Source organism: Mesorhizobium sp. B3-1-7 (genome assembly GCF_006439385.1).
Lineage (GTDB): Bacteria > Pseudomonadota > Alphaproteobacteria > Rhizobiales > Rhizobiaceae > Mesorhizobium.
In genome coordinates this window covers 79546-99203 of record NZ_VFTL01000019.1, presented here as the reverse complement: position 1 = coordinate 99203, position 19658 = coordinate 79546, and the positions used below count along the sequence as shown (strand labels likewise).

At 63.3% G+C, this 19658-nt stretch carries 21 protein-coding genes; 7 read left to right on the top strand and 14 right to left on the bottom strand.

The genetic code is table 11. The features are described from left to right. Nucleotides 1-157: 157 nt before the first annotated feature. Nucleotides 158-1030 carry an SDR family oxidoreductase gene (locus FJ417_RS17280; RefSeq protein ID WP_210240652.1) on the top strand — a complete coding sequence of 291 codons (873 nt, stop codon included), beginning with the start codon at nucleotides 158-160 and terminating at the stop codon, nucleotides 1028-1030. After that, entirely contained in the window at nucleotides 1027-2064 is a 1038-nt protein-coding gene (locus FJ417_RS17275) for a LacI family DNA-binding transcriptional regulator (protein ID WP_181183244.1), read from the top strand. The genes FJ417_RS17280 and FJ417_RS17275 overlap by 4 nt, the downstream gene beginning before the upstream one ends. On the opposite strand, the gene FJ417_RS17270 is transcribed toward FJ417_RS17275, so the two are convergent. From FJ417_RS17270 to FJ417_RS17240, 7 genes are all read right to left on the bottom strand, one after another. Next, nucleotides 2061-3278, bottom strand: a complete 1218-nt coding sequence (locus tag FJ417_RS17270; protein ID WP_140784305.1) for a CoA transferase — start codon at nucleotides 3276-3278, stop codon at nucleotides 2061-2063. The genes FJ417_RS17275 and FJ417_RS17270 overlap by 4 nt on opposite strands. Further along, nucleotides 3275-4285, bottom strand: a complete 1011-nt coding sequence (locus FJ417_RS17265; RefSeq protein ID WP_140784304.1) for a MaoC family dehydratase — start codon at nucleotides 4283-4285, stop codon at nucleotides 3275-3277. The genes FJ417_RS17270 and FJ417_RS17265 overlap by 4 nt, the downstream gene beginning before the upstream one ends. 138 nt (nucleotides 4286-4423) lie before the next feature. Further along, entirely contained in the window at nucleotides 4424-5458 is a 1035-nt protein-coding gene (locus FJ417_RS17260; RefSeq protein WP_140784303.1) for a thiamine pyrophosphate-dependent dehydrogenase E1 component subunit alpha, read from the bottom strand. Beyond that, complete coding sequence (locus FJ417_RS17255; protein WP_140784302.1) at nucleotides 5455-6462, bottom strand: transketolase C-terminal domain-containing protein; 1008 nt, start codon at nucleotides 6460-6462, stop codon at nucleotides 5455-5457. The genes FJ417_RS17260 and FJ417_RS17255 overlap by 4 nt, the downstream gene beginning before the upstream one ends. Nucleotides 6463-6558: 96 nt before the next feature. Beyond that, a complete protein-coding gene (locus FJ417_RS17250; protein WP_140652742.1) occupies nucleotides 6559-7032 on the bottom strand; it encodes a VOC family protein in 474 nt (157 codons plus the stop codon). Between the two features lie 39 nt (nucleotides 7033-7071). Further along, nucleotides 7072-7872: an SDR family oxidoreductase gene (locus FJ417_RS17245; protein WP_140784301.1), complete on the bottom strand. Its 801-nt coding sequence runs from the start codon at nucleotides 7870-7872 to the stop codon at nucleotides 7072-7074. A 28-nt stretch (nucleotides 7873-7900) separates the two neighbouring features. After that, nucleotides 7901-9034, bottom strand: a complete 1134-nt coding sequence (locus FJ417_RS17240) for an enolase C-terminal domain-like protein (protein WP_140784300.1) — start codon at nucleotides 9032-9034, stop codon at nucleotides 7901-7903. Between the two features lie 251 nt (nucleotides 9035-9285). Between FJ417_RS17240 and ugpC the strand changes: the two genes are divergently transcribed. The 4 genes from ugpC to FJ417_RS17220 all read left to right on the top strand — a co-directional run bounded on the left by ugpC (nucleotide 9286) and on the right by FJ417_RS17220 (nucleotide 12596). Next, nucleotides 9286-10452, top strand: a complete 1167-nt coding sequence (ugpC, locus tag FJ417_RS17235) for a sn-glycerol-3-phosphate ABC transporter ATP-binding protein UgpC (RefSeq protein WP_140784299.1) — start codon at nucleotides 9286-9288, stop codon at nucleotides 10450-10452. A 136-nt stretch (nucleotides 10453-10588) separates the two neighbouring features. Beyond that, on the top strand, nucleotides 10589-10825 hold the full coding sequence (locus tag FJ417_RS17230; protein WP_140640466.1) for a biotin/lipoyl-containing protein: 237 nt from the start codon (nucleotides 10589-10591) through the stop codon (nucleotides 10823-10825). Between the two features lies 1 nt (nucleotide 10826). Beyond that, entirely contained in the window at nucleotides 10827-11354 is a 528-nt protein-coding gene (locus FJ417_RS17225; RefSeq protein WP_140784298.1) for a MaoC family dehydratase, read from the top strand. Between the two features lie 60 nt (nucleotides 11355-11414). Further along, entirely contained in the window at nucleotides 11415-12596 is a 1182-nt protein-coding gene (locus FJ417_RS17220) for a CoA transferase (protein ID WP_140652734.1), read from the top strand. 22 nt (nucleotides 12597-12618) lie between these two features. Here FJ417_RS17220 and FJ417_RS17215 read toward each other — a convergent pair whose 3' ends face one another. The 7 genes from FJ417_RS17215 to FJ417_RS17185 are packed head-to-tail and all read right to left on the bottom strand — an operon-like array spanning nucleotide 12619 to nucleotide 18504. Beyond that, nucleotides 12619-14145, bottom strand: coding sequence for a class I adenylate-forming enzyme family protein (locus FJ417_RS17215; protein ID WP_140784297.1), 1527 nt, complete (start codon nucleotides 14143-14145; stop codon nucleotides 12619-12621). Then, complete coding sequence (locus FJ417_RS17210) at nucleotides 14142-14918, bottom strand: SDR family NAD(P)-dependent oxidoreductase (protein WP_140784296.1); 777 nt, start codon at nucleotides 14916-14918, stop codon at nucleotides 14142-14144. Before FJ417_RS17210 ends, FJ417_RS17215 begins: the two co-directional genes overlap by 4 nt. A gap of 46 nt (nucleotides 14919-14964) precedes the next feature. Then, the gene (locus FJ417_RS17205) at nucleotides 14965-15732 is read right to left on the bottom strand and encodes an SDR family NAD(P)-dependent oxidoreductase (RefSeq protein ID WP_181183243.1); all 768 of its coding nucleotides are present in this window, start codon (nucleotides 15730-15732) and stop codon (nucleotides 14965-14967) included. An 11-nt stretch (nucleotides 15733-15743) separates the two neighbouring features. Continuing rightward, nucleotides 15744-16076 carry an EthD domain-containing protein gene (locus tag FJ417_RS17200; protein WP_140640479.1) on the bottom strand — a complete coding sequence of 111 codons (333 nt, stop codon included), beginning with the start codon at nucleotides 16074-16076 and terminating at the stop codon, nucleotides 15744-15746. After that, complete coding sequence (locus FJ417_RS17195; RefSeq protein ID WP_181183242.1) at nucleotides 16073-16552, bottom strand: VOC family protein; 480 nt, start codon at nucleotides 16550-16552, stop codon at nucleotides 16073-16075. The genes FJ417_RS17200 and FJ417_RS17195 overlap by 4 nt, the downstream gene beginning before the upstream one ends. A 7-nt stretch (nucleotides 16553-16559) precedes the next feature. Then, on the bottom strand, nucleotides 16560-17429 hold the full coding sequence (locus FJ417_RS17190; RefSeq protein WP_181167039.1) for an amidohydrolase family protein: 870 nt from the start codon (nucleotides 17427-17429) through the stop codon (nucleotides 16560-16562). Further along, the gene (locus FJ417_RS17185; protein ID WP_281405337.1) at nucleotides 17422-18504 is read right to left on the bottom strand and encodes a tartrate dehydrogenase; all 1083 of its coding nucleotides are present in this window, start codon (nucleotides 18502-18504) and stop codon (nucleotides 17422-17424) included. The genes FJ417_RS17190 and FJ417_RS17185 overlap by 8 nt, the downstream gene beginning before the upstream one ends. Nucleotides 18505-18903: 399 nt before the next feature. Between FJ417_RS17185 and FJ417_RS17180 the strand changes: the two genes are divergently transcribed. Next, nucleotides 18904-19653: an SDR family oxidoreductase gene (locus FJ417_RS17180; RefSeq protein ID WP_140652723.1), complete on the top strand. Its 750-nt coding sequence runs from the start codon at nucleotides 18904-18906 to the stop codon at nucleotides 19651-19653. Nucleotides 19654-19658 lie beyond the last annotated feature (5 nt).

Here is a 19658-nt window from a genome sequence, read left to right as displayed (position 1 = left end):
TTGACGCAACAGTGCATCCGAACAACCCAACAGTCAATCGATTGCTCAAACATATTCGGCGTGATAATTGAGAGCTGTAGTGCAACCGAGCACGGTCCGGAACCATGCGCTTGACAGGCGTTGGGGGCAGCTTCTAGTTGTGTGTCCTGCACGACCCTTGAAGCCGACCAACAAACCCATGGCGCGTCGACAAGCCGAGCCGCCCGCCCGGATCCAATGGGAGGTCTCGATGAGTCTCGGAAGCGTTGTCGTAACGGGAGCCGGCGACGGCATCGGCCATGCCATAGCCGTTCGTCTGGCGGCCGATGGATGGAACGTCGTCGGCCTTGAAATCAACCCTGAAACGGCATCTGACCTGGGCAAGAAGCTGGGCAAGGGACATGGCTGCCTTTGCGGCGACGCCTCCGACCGTGCCGTGCTGAAGAAAGCGCGAGAGGCCGCCGAAAAGCTCGCGCCCCTGCGAGGCTGGGTCAACAATGTCGGTATCGCTCTGATGGGTAATCTGCATGAACCGAAAGACGCCGATGTCGAGCGAGTCTTTGCGGTCAATTTGATGTCGCATTTCTGGGGCTCTTCGGAAGCGATCCAGACATGGGTGAGACACCGCGTCGCCGGGTCGATCGTCAACGTCTCGTCGGTGCATGGCCGCTCCGCCTTCAACATGTGGGCGGCTTATGACGTCGCCAAGGCCGGCATTGACGCGCTGACCCGCTACATCGCGGTCGAATACGGACCGGTGGGCATTCGAGCCAATGCAGTGGCGCCCGGCGCGGTGCGCACATCGCTCGTGCAGCGGGTTATCCGCGATAGCCCGGACAGCACCCGCGCCGAACGGGAAATGTCCATCCAGCATCCGCTGGAACGCATAGGCGAACCGGAGGAGATAGCGGCGGCGGTGTCATGGCTTATCTCGTCGGAAGCCTCCTTCGTCACCGGCCAGTCTCTCGCGGTCGATGGCGGCCTGACCTCCCGCTGCTATCGTTACGAGCCGGACGCAGCTCTGCTAGAGAGGTACGGGAAGGTCTCGTGAAAACATCGACACCAGCTGCGCCTCCGTCTGCACGTGCCACGCTGAAAGATATAGCGCGCGCAGTCGGCGTTGACGTTTCGACGGTGTCCAAAGTGCTGAACAATGGCGGCATCAGCGTGCGCGCGCAGACCCGTCAGGCTATCCTGGACGAGGCAGGGCGCGTCAACTACCGGCCGCATGCGCTGGCGCGCAATCTGCGCACCCAGCGCACGGGCGCTCTTGGCATACTGCTGCCCGACCTGACCAACCCGGTCTACGCAGAGACCGTGCGCGGTGCGATGCGGCAGGCTGAAAAAGCCGGCTATGTCATGCTGATCGCCGAGGTTGCGGACGAGCAGCGGTCGACGGCGGCCTATCTGAGACTGGTCAGCGAGCGGCGCATCGATGGCCTGATCATCGCGGTGACGGCCGAGAGCCGCGAAATGATCGAGGCGATCGCGAACAATCCGGTGCCGCACGTCTTCGTCAACCGGCGTTCCACGATCGGCAGAAGCGTCACCGTGGACGACCATGCCTCGGGCCGGCTGGCGGCGCGCACGCTCATAGAGGCTGGACACACGAGGCTCGGCTTCATCGGTTCGATGCCGGAACTCGATACCTCGCGACGCCGCCATATTGGCTTCATCGAAACCTGCAAGGCTGCCGGCCTCGGGCCTGCGATCGTCGCCAATGCGCCGGTGTCGCGGCGCGGCGGCTACGACGCCCTGCACCACATCATGAGCGAGCCGGCGCCGCCGACCGGCATCTTCGCCTTCAACATGCTGGTCGGCATCGGTGCGCTGGCAGCGGCGCGCGTACGCGGCATCCAGGTGCCGCGTGACCTTTCGGTTGTCTCTCTGGACGGCGAAGACGCCATCTTCACCGCGCCGCCGCTGACTGCCATCGTCACGCCGCTGAGCGAGATGGGCGCCCGCGCCGTGGTCGAACTTGACGCCATGATCCATGGCCGCGAGCCGCAGGACGTCGTGATCGACATTGCGCCGCAACTGGTGATGCGCGAATCCGTTGGGCCGCCGCCAAAGATAAAGTCCTAAAGGCGGCGCTCGGCTCCTGCGACGACGCCGCGGTCGTGCAGGCGGCCGATCTCGCCATCACTGATGCCCAGACCTGCTAGGATCTCGTCGGTATGTTCCCCGAGCACCGGCGCACGCATGGCCGGCAGCCGATCCGCCACCGAAAAGTAGAGCGGCGACGCGGGCGTCAGCACCGTCCCGATGCCTGGCGTATCGACTGGTGAGAACAGCGGATTGGCCGGCGAGCAGCGTGGGTCTTCGGCGACGAGTTGCTGGAAACTCTGGTATGGCCCCCAGGAGACCCCCGCGGCTGACAGGTCCTTCGTCGCCTCGTCGAAACGACGCGCCGCGAACCACGGCGCTATCGCGTCCGCGATGGCATGGCGGGCAGCGTAGCGTCCTCCCTCGCTGTCAAGATCGGCGCCGGTCGCCGCGGCCAGAGCCTTGGCATCGATACCTGTGGCCTGGACCAGCGACTTCCACTGCCGTTCCGTCAACGCAACGACCATAACTCTCCGACCATCGTTTGTGGCAAAGTCGCGCCCGAACGCGCCAAACAGGAAATTGCCGTCCTTCGCCGCGCTGCCGCCGCGTTCGGCCTGGGCGATACGCCCCAGATTTCCGACGGTGGCAAAAGCGACGTCGGACAAAGCGAGCTTTACCAGCGAACCCTCGCCTGTGCGGCTGCGGTGTCTGTCGGCGGCAAGCAGACCAACGGCGGCGAGTTCGCCCATCGCGATATCCCAGGCCGGCAGCACGCTATTGGTGGGGCCGCAAGACCCAGGCAAACCTGTGATGTCGGGGAACCCCGTGGCGACATTGACCGTATAGTCCACCTCGCTCGACCCGTCGGGATTGCCGCTCAAGGCGACCATGATGAGATCGGCCCGCCGTGCCTTCAATGCCTCGTAGGACAATGCTCCGCGCGCCGCGAAATTCGTAAGATAGAGGCCTTGATCAGTGCCGGGCCTGGTTATCAGCGCGGCGACGATCTCCTGCCCTTCCTCGGAACGCAGGTCGATCTGGATCGAGCGCTTGCCCTTGTTCATGCCGGCCCAGAACAGGCTTTGTCCGCTATCCGTCACCGGCCATCGGCGATAGTCCAGTCCGCCGCCGATTTGGTCATAGCGGATGACATCGGCGCCAAGCTGCGCCAGCGTCATTCCTCCAAGCGGCGCCGCGACGAAGGCCGAGCCTTCGACCACGGACATGCCGCTCAGGATGGCTCGCGTCATGCAAACAGCCCTACCAACCGCCAGTCGAGCACGTCCGACGTCTCACTGGCACCGTCGGTCGACCGGACCTTGCAGCGAAGATGCGCCAGTCCGCCGCCGCCAGGCAGCGGCTGGCAGCGTTCGACGATGACCTGCGAATGCAGCGTATCGCCCTCATGCACCGGGCCGAGATGGTCGCAGTCATGCCAGGCAAGGATGGTCACCAGGCCGGGGAAGACGCGCGTGATTTGTGCGGCGGCGATGCCGATCGTGTGGCCGCCATAGACCAGACGCTGTCCGCCTGCCGCGATACGGTCGTGATGGATGACCGCCAGATTCATGGTCAGCCTGGCCAGTTCCGGAGCGCTGCTGACGACGTCGCCTCCGGCAAGATCGTGCACGGAACCCGCTTCGAGGTCATCAAAATGCGGACCGTGCGTGGCATCGCGAAAAGCGTCAAGATTCCAGCCTGATACCGCTTCCAGCAGTTGCGTCTGGGTGAAATCGGATTTCGGCAGCTCCGTCTGGCCTTGCGCCGCCACAGCATCGGCCGAGCGCGCGGGCAGCATGGCGCAACGGCAGAAATCGAGGATCGGACGCTGCTCCTGATCGACCGTCGCGATGCGCATGGCAACAAGTCCGCGCGGTGGGCGGCCAGGTTTTGCCGATGCCGGACGCAAGCCAATGACGGTCGTGGACGTCGTCAGGCTGTCGCCGATCGCCGGCGCGCGGCGGAACACCAAACCACGATAGAACAGGTTCGCGACGGCGCGTTGGGTGACAAGCGTCGATTGCCCTATGGCGATATCCCACACGAAAGCCGGCGCGGCAAACGGCGATGCCTGCCCCGTCACGGCCTCGGACAGCCCGGCATCGAAGGCCAACCGCAGGCGTCCGCCGACGATTGCGTGGTGGACGGCGGCCAGACCTTCCGTCAGCCGCATCGTCGGCGCGCTGTCGAAGCGGTCGCCGATCGCGAGATCGTCGAAAAGCGGGCCGTCGAAGCCTATGTCGGAACGCGTGCCCATTTTGCTCCGGCCTGCGCCGACAAAGGGCGCCAGCAGTCGATAAAATCGCCGCCGGATATCGTCTCCGGCAGCGTGCGGTCAGAAATTCCTTCCGACGCAGGCTGCTTTGCAGCGACCTGCGTCACCAAAACGGCCAGGTCAATTCGACCAAAACAAATGGCGCTGATCGCCGCCTGCAGAGTAAGCGCCGACATGCGCCATGATCTCACCGAGTTCCGGCGCCGGCGAGTCCAGCACCTCCGCCGTTGCCGTTTCTACCGCCTCGCGCACTTCGGTCTTGAGCGAATCGAGCCCGCGCGCCGCCAGCAGCTTCTCGGCGGTCAGGCGTTCGGCGAAGATGTCGATCGGGTCGCGCTTCAGCCATGCGTCGAGTTCGCCGGCCGGCCGGTAGGTCGCCGGGTCCGAGCGGGAATGGCCGGAATAGCGGTATGTCTTCATCTCGACCAGCGAAGGTCCTTCCCCGCGGCGTGCACGCGCAACGGCTGTCGCCATCGCTTCCGCCACCTTGTCGGCGTCCTGCCCGTCGACGATGACCCCTGGCATGTTGTAGCTGGCGGCGCGTATCGCGATGTCCTCGACCGGCGTCGACAGCTGAATGCGCGTATATTCGCCGTACAGATTGTTTTCGCAGACGAAGACCACGGGCAGCTTCTGGATCGCGGCGAAGTTCAGCGATTCATGGAAGGCCCCGATATTGGCCGAGCCGTCGCCGAAAATGGCGACCGCGACGCGGTCCGTGCCGCGCGCGCGCGCCGCCAGCGCGGCGCCGCAGGCGATCGGCAGGCCGGCGCCGATGATGGCCGCCGTGGGCAGCAGTCCGATCGCCGGCTCGACAAGGTGCATCGATCCGCCAACGCCGCCGGCACAGCCGATGACGCGGCCGCAGATCTCGCCGATGACGCCCGCCGGCGTTAGGCCCAATGCCAACGCATGGCCGTGGCCGCGATAAGTGCAGGTGACGATGTCGTCGGGGTCGATCGAGCGTGCGATGCCGACCGACACGCCTTCCTGGCCGCTCGCCAGATGCGTGCTGCCGCGCACGTGACCTTCCGCGAACAGCTTCTGAATACGTTCCTCGACGAAGCGGATCTCGATCATCCGACGAAGCTGCTCCAGCCTGTCGTCGAGGGCTTCCCGGCGCGCCAGCGGCGAGTTGGAATTGGAGAGCGTCATGCTGCGTTCCTCCACCAGGGCATTGGCGTTTTGTTGGTCGACACCAGGGCGGACACCTGCTCGGCGACGTAGGCCGCGCTGGGCAGAAAGCGCGCTTCCAGCTTGCCGCTGTAGGGCACCGGCGCATCGGGCAAGGTGATGCGGTGCGGCGGCGCCTTCAGCGAACCGAAGGCCTCGACAGCGACGGAAGACACCACTTCGGCGCCCCAGCCGTTGCCGGCGGTGGCCTCTTCGAGCGTCACCAGACGACCGGTTCTTGAAACCGATTCCATGATCGTATCGCGGTCCCACGGCCACAGCGTCAGCATATCGATCACCTCGATGTCGGCGCTGCTGTTTTCGGCGGCTTCCTTGGCCACCCGCACCATCGCCCCGCAGGCGAGCAGCGTCGCATCCTTGCCCGCCTTGACGATCTCGGCCCTGCCGAGCGGGATGCGGTAGCTGCTGTCGAATTCGTATTCCTCGCGTTCAGCGTAGAGAATGCGTGGTTCGAGCACGACCACCGGATCCGGATCCTCGATCGCCGAGCGCAGCAAGCCGTAGGTCGTGCGGGCGTTGCTGGTGACGCACACCTTGAGGCCCGGGGTACCGCGGAACCAGTGGTCGAGCATCTGCGAATGCTGGCAGCCAAAACCCTGCCCGGCGCCGGCCGAAGCGCGCACCACCAGCGGCGTCGTCAGTTTGCCGCGCGAAAGATAGCGCATCGTCGCCGCCTGCGTCGTCAATTGGTCGAGAGCCACGCCGATGAATTCGATGAACATCATCTCGACGATCGGCTTGAGCCCGCAGACAGCGGCACCGACTGCGGCGCCCATGAAGGCCATTTCCGAGATCGGCGTGTCGATGACACGCTGCGGACCGTGCACGGCGAGCAGACCCTCCGTCACCTTGAACGGGCCGCCCGCGGCCGCAATGTCTTCCCCCATCATGATGACGGTCGGATCTTCCGTCATCGCATCATCGAGGGCCCTGAGGACCGCTTGCCGAACCCATATCTTAGCCAAGGCGAAATTCTCCCAATACGCAGGTCGGATGGTTGGTGCAGGCTTGCGAAGCTAGCGCAGGCAACGAAATTTGGAAACGTTTTTATTTGATCGGGATCACTCCGGCTTGTAGCTCCCGAAGGCTTGCGCCGATTGGATCAGTTCGACGCGGAAACCGTCTGGATCGATGAGATAAACCGCCTTGCCGCCCTTGTTCGGACCGATCGTCGGCGTGACCGGGGCGGAGACCGATTTCACGCCTTTGGCCACCAGCTCCTCGTAAAGGCTCATCAGGTCGTCGACGTTGAACGCAATGTGGCCATTGCCGATGTTGCCGTTGCGCATGTCGACCCGGACCTGTTCGATATTGCGGTATTCGAGCAGCTCGAGGCATACATCCGTGCCCGGCAGCCGAAGAATGGCGCCGTGTAGATCCACGCTCGGATAGCCGACAAGCTCGCCGATGTATTCGGCCTGCGGGTTCCATTGGAAGGCCAGCTCGAAGCCCAATATGTCGCGATAGAAGGCGATCGAGCGTTCGAGCGAGCGCACGGTGAATCCGGTATGATGAGCTTTGGTGATCCTTGCCAAGTCAGCCTCCGGCCGGTGGTCGGCCCATGCGTTCGGTGTTCATGCCGTTAGATATCCGTCGTCGCACATGACGATGTGTCCGGTGACGAGTTCGGACGCATCGCTCGCCAGAAACACGGCCGTTCCGATCAACTCGCGCGGCAGCCCGAGCCGGGGCCGCAGCATGCGCGCCTTGATGAAATCCGCCGTGATCGACGAGCGGGAAGCCGCGGCCTTGGTGAGCGGCGATTCCATCAGCGTCGGACCGATGCCGTTGACACGCACGCCGCGGTCTCGCCACTCCAGCGCCAGTGCCTTGGTCATCTGCAGCACGCCGCCTTTGGAGGCCAGATAGGCGCTGGCCCAGGGATAAGCGTTGAACGAGCCGATCGAGGCGAGGTTGATGATGCTGCCCCTGCCCTGCGCCAGCATCGCATTGCCGAAAGCCTGGCAGCAGAAGTAGGTTCCCTTGAGGTTGAGATCGAGGATGAAGTTGAACTTGTCCTCCGGAAACTCCTCGGCCGGACTGCGGAAGGCGGAGCCGGCGCTGTTCACCAGAATATCGACGCTGCCATGGTCCGCTTTGACTTTCCTGGCGAGGTCGAAGCAGCGATCCCGCTTGGTGACGTCGAGTTCGGCAGCGACGGCTTTGCCGCCCTGCTCGGTGATCGTCGCGAGCGTCGCCGCCATTCCCGCGGCGTTGATATCGGCGAGCACGACAGTGACGCCGAGTTGCGCATAACCGATCGCGATCGCCGCGCCAAGCCCGCTGCCGGCGCCGGTGACGACGGCGACACGGCCGGAAATGTCGAAAAGACCTGCCGTATAGTTCGCGGGTACTGTGATCTCATCGTCCGCCATGACAGCTCTCGCCTGTACCGGTGCGTTCCTACTGCAGGATGTTGTCTGGATCCTGGTGCGGCTGGCTCAGGCACCACGCCTTGTCGATCATCTTGCCGAAGCCTGGCCCCTGCGGCAGCGGCTTCATCAGTCCGCCTGCCATGATCTGCGGCTGCGCGAGGGCATCGTCATAAGGGTGCACCCCTGTCCACGGCACGCCCCATTCGATCGGCTTGTCGTCGAAGCCCCAGGCGCTGAACACCTGACTGTGGGTATGCGGGAACATGTGCGGGCCGAAATCGACGCCCGCCGCGAGGCACTCGTCGATGACGGCGCGGCCGCCGGTGATACCCCCCATGCAGGTCAGGTCGACGCGGACGCGATCGACGGACCCAGCCATGATCAGGGCTTCCGGGTAGTAGGAGCCGCCTTGTTCATCGCCCTGCCAGATCGGCATGGGAACGCGCTTGCGGAGCGCCGCGAGCATGCCGGCATTGCCGGGCGGGAAAATGTCTTCGATGCAGCCCATGTCGATGTCGGCGATGCTGTCGGCGTAGGCGGCTGCCTCGTCGACGGTCTTGAACATCCAGACAAGATCGGTGCCGAGCCAGGCATCGGGCGCCGCCTTGCGTATCGCGCGCAGCCGCGCGGCCGACAGCTCCCAGGTAGCCGCCATCGGGGCTTTGAAGCGTCGCCATCCTTTGGCATAGAAATCAGCCGCCTGCGCGCCGGTCTTGTCCGGCGGCATGATCGCGGGCGGATAGCCGATGATGCAGGTTGCAGGCATCGGCTTCACCTTGCCGCCGAGGAACTCGGCGATCGACTTGTCGGCGATCTTCGCGGCCGCGTCCCAGGCGGCGAGGTCGACGATCGAAAGCGCCCGCAGGCCAACGCCGGCGCTATGCGAACCGTAGGTGCGTCCCTTCGCGGTCCGGAAGGTCGCTTCGCGGTCGGCGATGTCGGTGCTGGCATAGACCGGAGCGATGCTCTTGCGGATCTGCTCGGCGACGGCGCCGTCGCGCGTCAGCGTGAACGCCCACCCCTCGTGCCCCGACGACGTGCGTATTCGCACCGTGGCGAATTCACGCATCTTCATGACCCAGTCGCCGAAAATCACCGGCGCCGGCAGCTGAGCCTGAATGGTGGCTACGCTGACGTCGACAACAGTAGAATGACTAGGCATTCCATCCCCTCCCAAGGGCCCGGCCGAGCCGGGAATTTGCCGCCACCATAACGACGCATTTTTGCTCGGTCAACCGATTGATTGCCATTAGTCAAACGATTGACATAGTTTTCGCGATTGCCTAGTCTCGACTTCCGTTCACGGGTCCAAGGGTATTTTTCGGCCTTTGTTTCAGGTACCGGTTCGGCATCATCGGCGCGCGGTCCAACCGGGATCGCGGCACCAATTTTGAGGCGACGAAGAGTTTCTGGATGGGGTCGATCGGTCTTCGCAAGGTTGGTAAGCTCTACGGCCCGGTGCAGGCCCTGAAGGATGTCAACCTGGAAATACGCGACGGCGAATTTGTTGTCTTCGTCGGACCTTCCGGCTGCGGAAAATCCACATTGCTGAGAATGATCGCCGGGCTTGAATCGGTCACGTCGGGAGAGATCAGCATCAATGGCAAGACCATGAACGACGTGTCGCCACGCGATCGCGACATCGCGATGGTTTTCCAGAACTATGCGCTTTACCCCCAGATGACCGTGCGCGAGAACATCGCTTTCGCGCTGGAACTGCGCAAGACGCCGAAGTCGGAGATCGACAAACGGGTTGCCGAAGCCGCCCGCATCCTCGACCTGTCGGACTTGCTCGACCGCAAGCCGCGCGAGCTCTCAGGCGGCCAGCGTCAGCGCGTCGCCATGGGCCGCGCCATCGTCCGCAATCCGGAAGCGTTCCTGCTTGACGAGCCGCTCTCCAACCTCGACGCCAAGCTGCGCGTGCAATTGCGGGCCGAGCTGTCGCGTCTGCATACAAGGCTTGGCGTCACGACGATCCACGTTACCCACGACCAGGTCGAGGCGATGACGCTCGGCAGCCGCGTCGCTGTATTCTCGCGCGGAACACTGCAACAATACGACACGCCGCACACGCTGTACCACGCACCGGCCAACATATTCGTCGCCGGCTTCATCGGCAGCCCTGCCATGAACTTCCTCGAAGCAAAGGTCATCGAGACGCGAGCCGATGCTCTCGTTGTATCTATCGGCGATCGGCAGGTCGGCGTGCGACCAAAGGTGAAAGAACCTGGGCTTGCGGCCGGCGACACCGTCATACTTGGCATCAGGCCCGAGCATTTGTCCTGGCAGCCTGCCGGCAGCGGTGCCGGCATTCCGGCCAAGGTCGAGTTGGTCGAACAACTGGAGCCGGAATCGTTCATCGCGGTATCGCCCGCAAGCACCTCGGTCATCATCCGGACAGCCGACGACTACGCCCGCGGCGCGGTTGTCGATCCGGCGGAGTTGGTTCGTATCGACGCCCGGCTTCTCGTGCTGCGCGTCGGAGCCAGCCGCGTGCCGGCACGCGAAACCAGCCTCGAACTCGTCGTCGACGGCGAGCGGGTCCACCTTTTCGATAGCAGCACGGGCAAGGCGTTGTGATAGGGAGGAAAGCCATTCCGATTTTGCTGGGAATTACGGCCGGCGGTCGCGGTTTGCACGCCGTCTTCCGTCTCCGGGGCAAAGTTTCGATCGGCGAAAATCCTCCTTTTGGCAATGTTTTGATGGAGATCAGATAATGCGTTCCACGCTCAAAATGCCCAAAGTCGGCGACGCGGTCGACGAGGTGGTGATCAACGAAATTCAGGTCCAGGTCGGTGCCAAGGTCAACGAAGGCCAGACCCTGTTCGTGGTGGAGACCGACAAGACCCAGGTAGAAATCCCGTCCCCGTTCGCCGGCACCGTTGCGGAAATCCTGATCAAGGTCGGCGACGACGTCCGGACCGGCGCGCCGACTTTGGTGCTCGAGGGCTGAAATGGCGAAAATTCACTCCGCGCGCGACGAAAGGTTCGGTGGGTATCTCGACGACTACCGGACCGGCGATGTTTTCGAACATTGGCCGGGCAAGACCATCACGGAGGCGGACAACCATCTGTTCTGTCTTTTGACGATGGCCGCCAGCCCACTGCATATCGACCGGCGCTTCGCGGAGACGGAGATGGCCGAGGGCCGCAACATCGTTGTCGGCACCTACATCTATTCGCTGCTGCTGGGGATGAGCGTGCCCGACATTTCCGGCCGCGCCATCGCCAATCTCGGCGTCAGCGAACTTCGGCATCTCAAGCCGCTGTTCCATGGCGACACGCTCTACGGCCAGACCGAGATACTTGAGACGCGGCCATCCGCCTCCCGCCCCGGCGAAGGCATTCTCACCGTTCGCACCGATGGCTTCAACCAGGACCGGGCAAAGGTCTGCACATTCACCCGCGCCGTGCTTTTGCCGATGCGCGCCGGCCGGCCGGCGGGTCGCGCTCGGACGGCTTCGGCGGCGGCCGAAACCTGATGCGCAACGCATGGGTCAAAACGCATTTGCATGGAAGTGTCGGCGGCGGAGAGCGATCGCATGACGGACAAGGCTGATCCCGAACCGGCGCGCGAGACGCCCGGGCCTCTTGATGGCATACGCGTCGTGGAACTGGCCACCGTCGTCGCCGGACCGGGTGCCGGGCGATACCTGGCCGACTACGGCGCCGAAGTGATCAAGGTCGAAGGCCCCAACGGCGATCCGACCCGTCGCATGGGCTGGACCGGCCCGGACGAGACTGATTCGTATTTCTGGAAGCTGGTGAACCGCAACAAGCAGGTCGTCTCGCTCGATCTCAAAACCGAGAGCGGACAGCGCAATCTTTGGTCGCTGCTCGAAGGCGCCGACGTGCTGATAGAGAACATGCGCCCGGGCAAGCTCGAAGCGCTCGGTTTCGGCCCGGACGAATTGCAGCGGCGCAATCCGAAGATGGTGGTGCTGCGCGTGACCGGCTTCGGCCAGGACGGGCCTTATGCCTTGCACCCGGGCTTTGCGACGATCGCCGAGGCGATGAGCGGATTTTCCAATCTGCTGGGTGAGGCAGGCGGCCAGCCGCTGCTGCCGCCGGTGGCGCTGACCGACGAGGTGACGGCCCTGGTCGGCGCCTTCGCCACGCTGGCCGCGCTCCGCCACGCCGAGCGCACGGGCGAGGGACAAACGATCGACGTCAACCTTCTGACCTCGATGTTCCAGATCATGGGTCCACTACCGTCGGCTTATGCGCATATGGGCTATCTGCAGCCGCGGCTTGGCTCGGGTATTCCCTACACGGTGCCGCGCGGCACTTACCGATGCGCCGATGGCGTCTGGGTCGCGATTTCCAGTTCGGCCGACTCGATCGCCAAACGGGTGCTGGCGCTGGTTGGTCTGGGCAGCGACGACCGCTTCTCGACATTCCAGGGCCGGAGCCGCAATCGCGAAGCGCTCGAGGTCTACGTCGCCGACTGGGTGGCGTCGCGACCCTCGCAAGAAGTGATCCGCGAGTTCCGCCGTGTCGACGCAGCCATCGCCAAGGTGCTCGACATGAAGGATATTTTTGCCGACGAGCATTATCGCGCCCGCAACATGATCACGCAGGTTGACGGCGTTGCAATGCAAAACGTCGTCGCAGGATTTTCGAAGACGCCCGGCCGCGTGCGCCATGCAGGACGTCCATTCGACGCGGATACGAAGGCGGTGCTCGACCGCTTTGCAGCCACCAGTTCCAAAGCCGAAAGCTGATGTTTGGCTTATGCCAGGAAGATCAACCGCCAGCCACCACCAATGAAAGCTGGCGCCTCAAGAGCTTCCCATTGGCATTGCGAGGCAAGCTCGGGACGAAGAACACCTGTTTCGGCCGTTTATAGGCGGCAAGGCGCCGCTCGGCGATCGCCATGATGTCATCGGCTGTGGTTCTGCTGTCCCCGTCACGCACGACAAAGACGGCAATCACGGTAACGTCGCTCCGCACATGGTGCTCAGCCGCCGCAATCTCGGCAACCCCCGCGCATCCAGCCAGCGCGGCCTCGACCTCCAGCGGCGACACGCGATAGCCCCCTGCATTCATGATGTCGTCGGCACGCCCGCGATGCCAGAGATAACCGTCGTCATCGAACGCGGCGAGATCGCCGCCGACAAACCAATCACCGCGAAACACAGCCTGCTGCTCTTCGGGCCGCTGCCAATAGCCGAGCATCAGACCGGGATCGCTGCGGTGAATGGCAAGCAAACCTGTCTCGCCGGCAGCAACGGGCTCCACGCCGCCGTCCAGCGGCAACACCGCGATCGGTCGTCCGGCTTGCGGCTTGCCGGGACTGCCGGGCCTGACAGGCATGCCCGGATGATTGGACACGAAGGTCGAGCATTCGCTCATCCCGAAAGCCTCATACAGTTGCTTGCCTGTGGCGGCGTACCAGCCGTGGAGGACCGCCGGGCTCAGCGCTTCGCCGGCGGCAAGCGCGTGGCGAAGCGTCGGCAGACATCCTGGCTGCAAGCTGCAATATTTCAGCATCTGGCGATACAGCGAAGGCACTGCCGCAAACAGCGTCGCGCCCACGGCATCGATAAGCTTCGGCCAGACCGCGATGTCGTTTGGACCGTTGTAGAGCACTGCCATGGCGCCGCATGCCCAAGGGTCGAGGAGCCCGACACCGAGCGTATAGCTCCAGTTGAAGGCGCCGGCATGCAGCATGACATCGGATGCCGAAAGGCCTTGCCAGTCGACGTGCATTGATTTTCGCCCGAGAACCGTGCGGTGCGCGTGGACGACGCCTTTGGGCCGACTGGACGTTCCCGACGTATAGATCATGTACGCCGGTGCTTCGGCGTCGGTATCGGCAAAGCCAGCCGGCTCCGCTGTATTTTTCAGTCGTATCAAGGCCGCGTCATCCAGAACCTTGCATGCGGAAGGAGCGGTTGCGGAGGCCAGCGACGATGTCTCGACCATCGCCGCAGCGCCGGAATCGCCGACAAGGAACGCCGTTTCGCTGCCGGTGAGTTGTGCCGAGATGGGAACCGGCACCAGGCCGGCCGCCATCGCGCCAAGAAACAGCAGGGCATAGTCGCTCGTGTTCGGCAACCGCAGCACGATACGATCGCGGGGCGAAAGACCTTCCGCCAGAAGACCTGCCGCCACCCGGCGCACGGCAAGATCGAGCGCCGCATAGGTCCAACGCTCGGCATCCTGCGGCCTGTCGGCGTCGCTCACGACAAGAAGCGCGGTCTTGCCCGGACTCGCCGTAGCCGCGCGGCCGATGCAATATTCCGCAAGATTTAGCTTTGCCGGCATCATGAGGCTGGCGTTTGCAGCCAGGTCGGCGCCTCGGGAATACCTTGTACGATCCAGCCACCGTCAACCACGACCGTTTGGCCCGTCATGTAGGACGACTCGTCGCCGGCAAGAAACCGGACGGCCTCGGCGATCTCCTCGGTCCGCGCCAACCGCTTCATCGGTACACGGGCCACCATCCAGTCTTCCTGCAAGGAGCCATCCTTCAAACCCTGCTCTATGAACTTGGTGCGCGTGAAGCCGGGGGCCACCGCATTGACCCTTATGCCCGCGGTCGCGACTTCAAGCGACAGCGCGCGCGTCAGTCCGAGAATACCTGCTTTGGCGGCGCAGTAAGGCCCCCGCCCCGGCAGGCCGACGAAAGCAGCGGTGGATGCGATGCTGACGATCGCCCCGCCGGCGCCGCGCTCGACCATGCGCGGTACGACTTCCGAGGCGCACAGGAAGAGGCCGTGCAAATGGGTGGCGATCACCGAAGAGAAGTCGGCGAACGATATCTTGCCGACCAGGCCGACACGCTGGATGCCGGCGTTGCTGACGAGGATGTCGACTTGACCCGCATTGTCGTCGACGGCCTTGAACGCAGCGCCCACACTGGCCGGATCGGTCACATCCGTCTCGATGTAAGTGACGCCCCTGCGCGGCTCGTCTGGAAGCATTTTGTCCAGCGCAAAGACTTTTGCGCCGTCGGCAATCAGTCGGCCCGCGATGGCATCGCCGATGCCGCGCCCCGCGCCCGTGACGACCGCGACTTTTCCCGAAAGCGATCCTGACACGGTTCATCCTCCTCTGATCTGGGCCTGGCCTTCTTGCGGTCGCCGGTCAGTACATCAGCCAGCCGCCGCTGACGTTGATGGTAGCGCCAGTAATGTAGCCGGCATGGTCTGAGGCCAGGAACAGCACCGTGCCTGCCAGCTCCGACGGCGCGGCCATGTAGCCAAGCGGTATCTGGGCGACTTGCGCGTCGAGCGCCGCCTGATCCATTCCGGAGCGCATCATGGCCGTGTCGGCCGCGCCCGGGGATACCGCATTTACGGTTATCTTGTCCTTGGCGAGCGACCGCGCCAGTCCGCGCGTCATCGACACGACGCCGCCTTTGGTGGCGGCATACGCCACGGAGCCGCCGAAACCGCCACTCTGCCAGCCTTGCGAGGTGAAATTGATAATGCGGCCGCCCCTTCCCTGGTCCTTCATGACCCGCGCCACCGCCTGATTCAGGAAGAAGGATGCTTTCAGGTTGACGTCATGCTGGAGGTCCCAGTCCGCCTCGCTCACGTCGAAAACGCTGGGCCGGCGGATCAGGACCGCAGCCGTGCAGACCAGGACGTCGATGCCGCCGAACACGGTCACGACCTTTTCTATCAGCGTCTTGTGATGTGCGATCGGCTTCAGGTCACATGCGATCGGAAGATGCGGACCGGCTTCCATTTCGGCAGCGACCGCATCGACCTTGCCCTGATCGAGATCGACGACCGCGACGCGTGATCCGGCGGCAGCGAAGGCCAGGCAGACCTCGCGGCCTATGCCGCCGCTGCCGCCGGTGACAACGACGCTTTTGCCTTCAAGCCCGGAACCGATGTTGAAAGCCATGGAGCCGTCCTTCAGCCAATTGCCGGTGGTTGCACCGCCGTCTGCTCGGTGACGAAACATGCCTGTATTTCGCGGGTGAATTTCTTCCGATCTTCGACGAGGAGGCTCTTGAATGGTTCGGTGGCGAAGGCTTTCAGCGCGTCCTCGACGCTGTCGAACCAAATCTCGCCGACGCCGTCCCAGGCATCCTCCGCCGGCGTCCAGCTTTGCACGCGGCCGAAGCGAAGCCCGCGCAGGCCCGGCATCTGGCGCACGATATCGGCATGCGGCCCTGTCCAGTGAGCGAAGAAATCTTCCTGGCTCATGCCTTCCTTGCGGCGCAGGAAACTGATGCGCTTGATCATGCGGATCGATCCTTCCTCGGTGCCTGGAAAAGTTCCAGCGTAATGCCGTCGTGAATGCGCAGATAAGCCGCCTCAGCGCCGATGTTGGGGCCGCCGTCGATCGCCACCGGACCATCCGGCGAGATCGGCTTCGCGCCGCAATCGACAGCGCGCTGCCAGGTGGAGCGCGCATCGGCGACTTTCAGGCAAAGATGCACGTTGCCGGGGTTGGCGGTCGCGTCCGCATTCGCCGTCCGGCCGGCAACCCGATAATCGAGCAATTCGATCACACCACCGCCAGGCAGGTCGATGAACGCCGCGTTGATGGCGACGTTCGGATAACCGACGACGCGGCTGAGATAAGGCCTGTCGAGCACGGTGGTCCAGCGCGCGGGCTTGCCCAGAAATGCCTCCCAGAAGCGGAGCGCGGTTTCAAGGCTGGCCACCGTCATGCCGATGTGGTGCACCGCTTCTATTGTATGGGCGGTTTGGCTCATCGTGCCATCAAATCCTGAACAGCCGCTCTGCATTACCGGAAAACATCGCTGCTTGCTCGATTTTCGGAAAGCCGGAAATGATCTCGGCATAGGCGTTTATGACATCCGGATATGAGCTAAACATGCGGTCGACCGGCCAGTTCGTGCCAAAGACCACCCTGTCCGCGCCGAACGCCTCGATGCTGCCCAGCACGTAAGGGCGGATGGTTTCGACCGTCCACTGCGGATCGCCCATGCCCAGCCCTGAGATCTTCATGGTGACATTGGATGACTTCGCCATCACGTCCATTGCGCCGCGCCAACGCCGGAAGCTCGCCTGATCGCGGCCCATCGGAATCGCGCAATGGTCGATACAGATCTGCGTGTCCGGAAAGGCCCGGGCGAGGTCCAGAATGTCGTCGGCCAGTTCGACCCGCGTGTCGATGCAGGAAACCAGATTGCGGGAGCCGAGCTCGGCGAAGCCGCGCCGCCAGGCGGCATCGACAAGGTAGCGCCCGTCGCCAAAATTGCGAATGCCGCGCACATTCGGATACTTCAGATGCTGGTCGAGCACGCTCGCCGCGTCGGGTCGGGCGAGATGGCATTCCGCGATGATGCCGTGCGGATAGCCCGTCTGGTCGGCAAAAGCCTGCAGCCAGGCAGTTTCGACCACCGGATCGGGCGTATTGACCGCCGCTTGAACGTGCACCGCCTTGGGCACGTTGGAAAAGCGGATTTCGGCGATGTAGTCCTTGACGAGATAATGCTGCGATTTCAGTGGATCGGTGTCAGCCAGAAAGCCATGAACCGCGTCGGGTTCAAGCCAGCCATAGCGAAGCTGCCGGTGCTTCATGTCGTGCAGATGGAAATGCGTATCGACGAAGGGCAGTTCAGCCATGGCGACGCGTCTCCGCGGGGTGGGCTGAAACGGCATCGGCTATGGCCTGGCCCAGCGCGCTGGTCGAGGCCGTGCCACCCATGTCGCGCGTCAGGTTCTCGCCTGACAGAAGCACCCGCTCGATCGCCGAGACGATGGCAGCAGCGGCCTCGGTCGCCCCTAGGTGGTCCAGCATCATCGCGCCCGACCAGATCTGGCCAATCGGATTGGCGATGTTCCTGCCGGCGATGTCAGGCGCTGAGCCGTGCACGGGCTCGAACATGGATGGAAACCTGCGCTCCGGATTGAGGTTGCCGGAAGGTGCAATGCCGATCGTTCCGGTCACCGCCGGGCCGAGATCCGACAGGATATCGCCGAACAGATTGCTTGCCACCACCACGTCGAAGCGCGATGGGCGCCCGACGAAATGCGCGGCCAGAATGTCGATGTGAAATTGCTCGGTCGCGACCGCGGGGTAATCCTTGGCGACGGCACGGAATCTCTCGTCCCAAAATGGCATTGTGTGAATGATGCCGTTGGATTTGGTTGCGGAGGTCAGCCTGCGTTTGCGCTTCATGGCGAGGTCGAAGGCAAAGCGCATCACGCGATCGCAGCCGAAGCGGGTCAGCACCGTGTTTTGGATGACCATCTCCTGATCCATGCCGGGAAACATCCGGCCGCCGATCTCGGAGTATTCGCCCTCATTGTTTTCCCGCACGATGTAGAAGTCGATCACGCCGGGCTGTGCCAGCGGCGACGGCACGCCGCCGAACAGCCGCACGGGCCGCAGATTGACATACTGCTGGAAGTTGCGTCGGATCGGCATCAGCAACGTCCACAGCGATTCCACGTCGGACACGGTTGGCCAACCGATGGCGCCGAGGAAGATCGCATCATGCCCGGCGATCTTGTCGAGGCCGGCTTCCGGCATCATCCGCCCGAAGCGGGCGTGATGGTCGCAACCCCAGTCGAACGCCTCGAAACGCAAATCCAGCCCGAAAACATGCGCCGCTGCTTCAAGGACCTTACGTCCCTCGGGTACGACTTCCTTGCCGATGCCGTCTCCTTCGATAACCGCGATTCTGGCCGATGACATGATCCTCAATTCTCCACGGCGATCGGGCCCCTTTGGGAAAATATCGTTTCAATTCATAGTCACCACTTAGCCTCTTTGCAAGCGTCCCCTGCCGCACGATTTGGAAGAAAAGGGGGCGCGCCGCTCTCGACCGGCATGCGCGTCAAAGTCTCAGAATATTGGCGAAGCCGCGACTGAATACTGCATTTTGCGGCTATTTTCGTCGGCTCAAGGCGAAATCGCCGAAAGGGATATGCTCAAGCGAACGTGATCCGTCGAGCCCGCGTTTGAGAGCCGGACAGAAATTGCTTGCATGTCTTGATAACGTTTCAATATAGTTCGAGGGATATCGCACGGCACCTTCTTCCTGACGTGGTTTGAAGCTGCCGCGGGTTGGCCGCTGGGAGGTAGGACGTCTGAATGGGTTCGCCAGCGCGAAATCGTCGCGGCGTCGTGACCGGAGCCGGCAGCGGCATCGGCAAGGCCGCCGCATTGCGGCTTATGCGACAAGGCATTGACGTCATTGCTGTCGATATCGACGAAGAAAAGCTCGCCGATGTCAAATCCGCCGGATGCAAAACATTGACGATCGACCTGTCTGATGCCGATGCCCGCGCCCGTCTTGCCGAGGCTGCCGATGGTTTCGACTACATGGTGAACTCGCACGGTATTATTTTGATCAAGTCGATCTTCGACGTTAGCCTTGAAGACTGGCGGCGGATTCAGACCGTCAACGCCGAGTCGATTTTTTTCCTCTGCCAGCAGATCGGCCCGCGCCTTAAACCGGGCGGCGCGATCGTCAACCTGTCTTCGAGTTCCGCGAAACTGGCTGCAACCGTCGAGGTCGCCGCCTATGCGGCTTCCAAGACGACTATTACCTCCATTACCCGCTCCTTTGCCTATGCGCTGGCATCGCGACCTGTAAGGGTCAATGCAATCTGCCCGGGCATTGTCGACACGCCGATGCAAGATCACGTGCTGGCAGGCGTGTCGAAGCTGCGCCAAGCCGAGATCGCGGAACTGGAGAGCGCTCGCACCCGCGCCGTGCCGCTGGGCCGCGCGGCGACGGCTGACGAGTGCGCAGGCCTCATTTGGTTCCTGTTGTCGGATGCGGCGTCATACATGACCGGCCAGGCGGTGAATTTCACCGGCGGAATGGTCACCTGGTGAAGGGA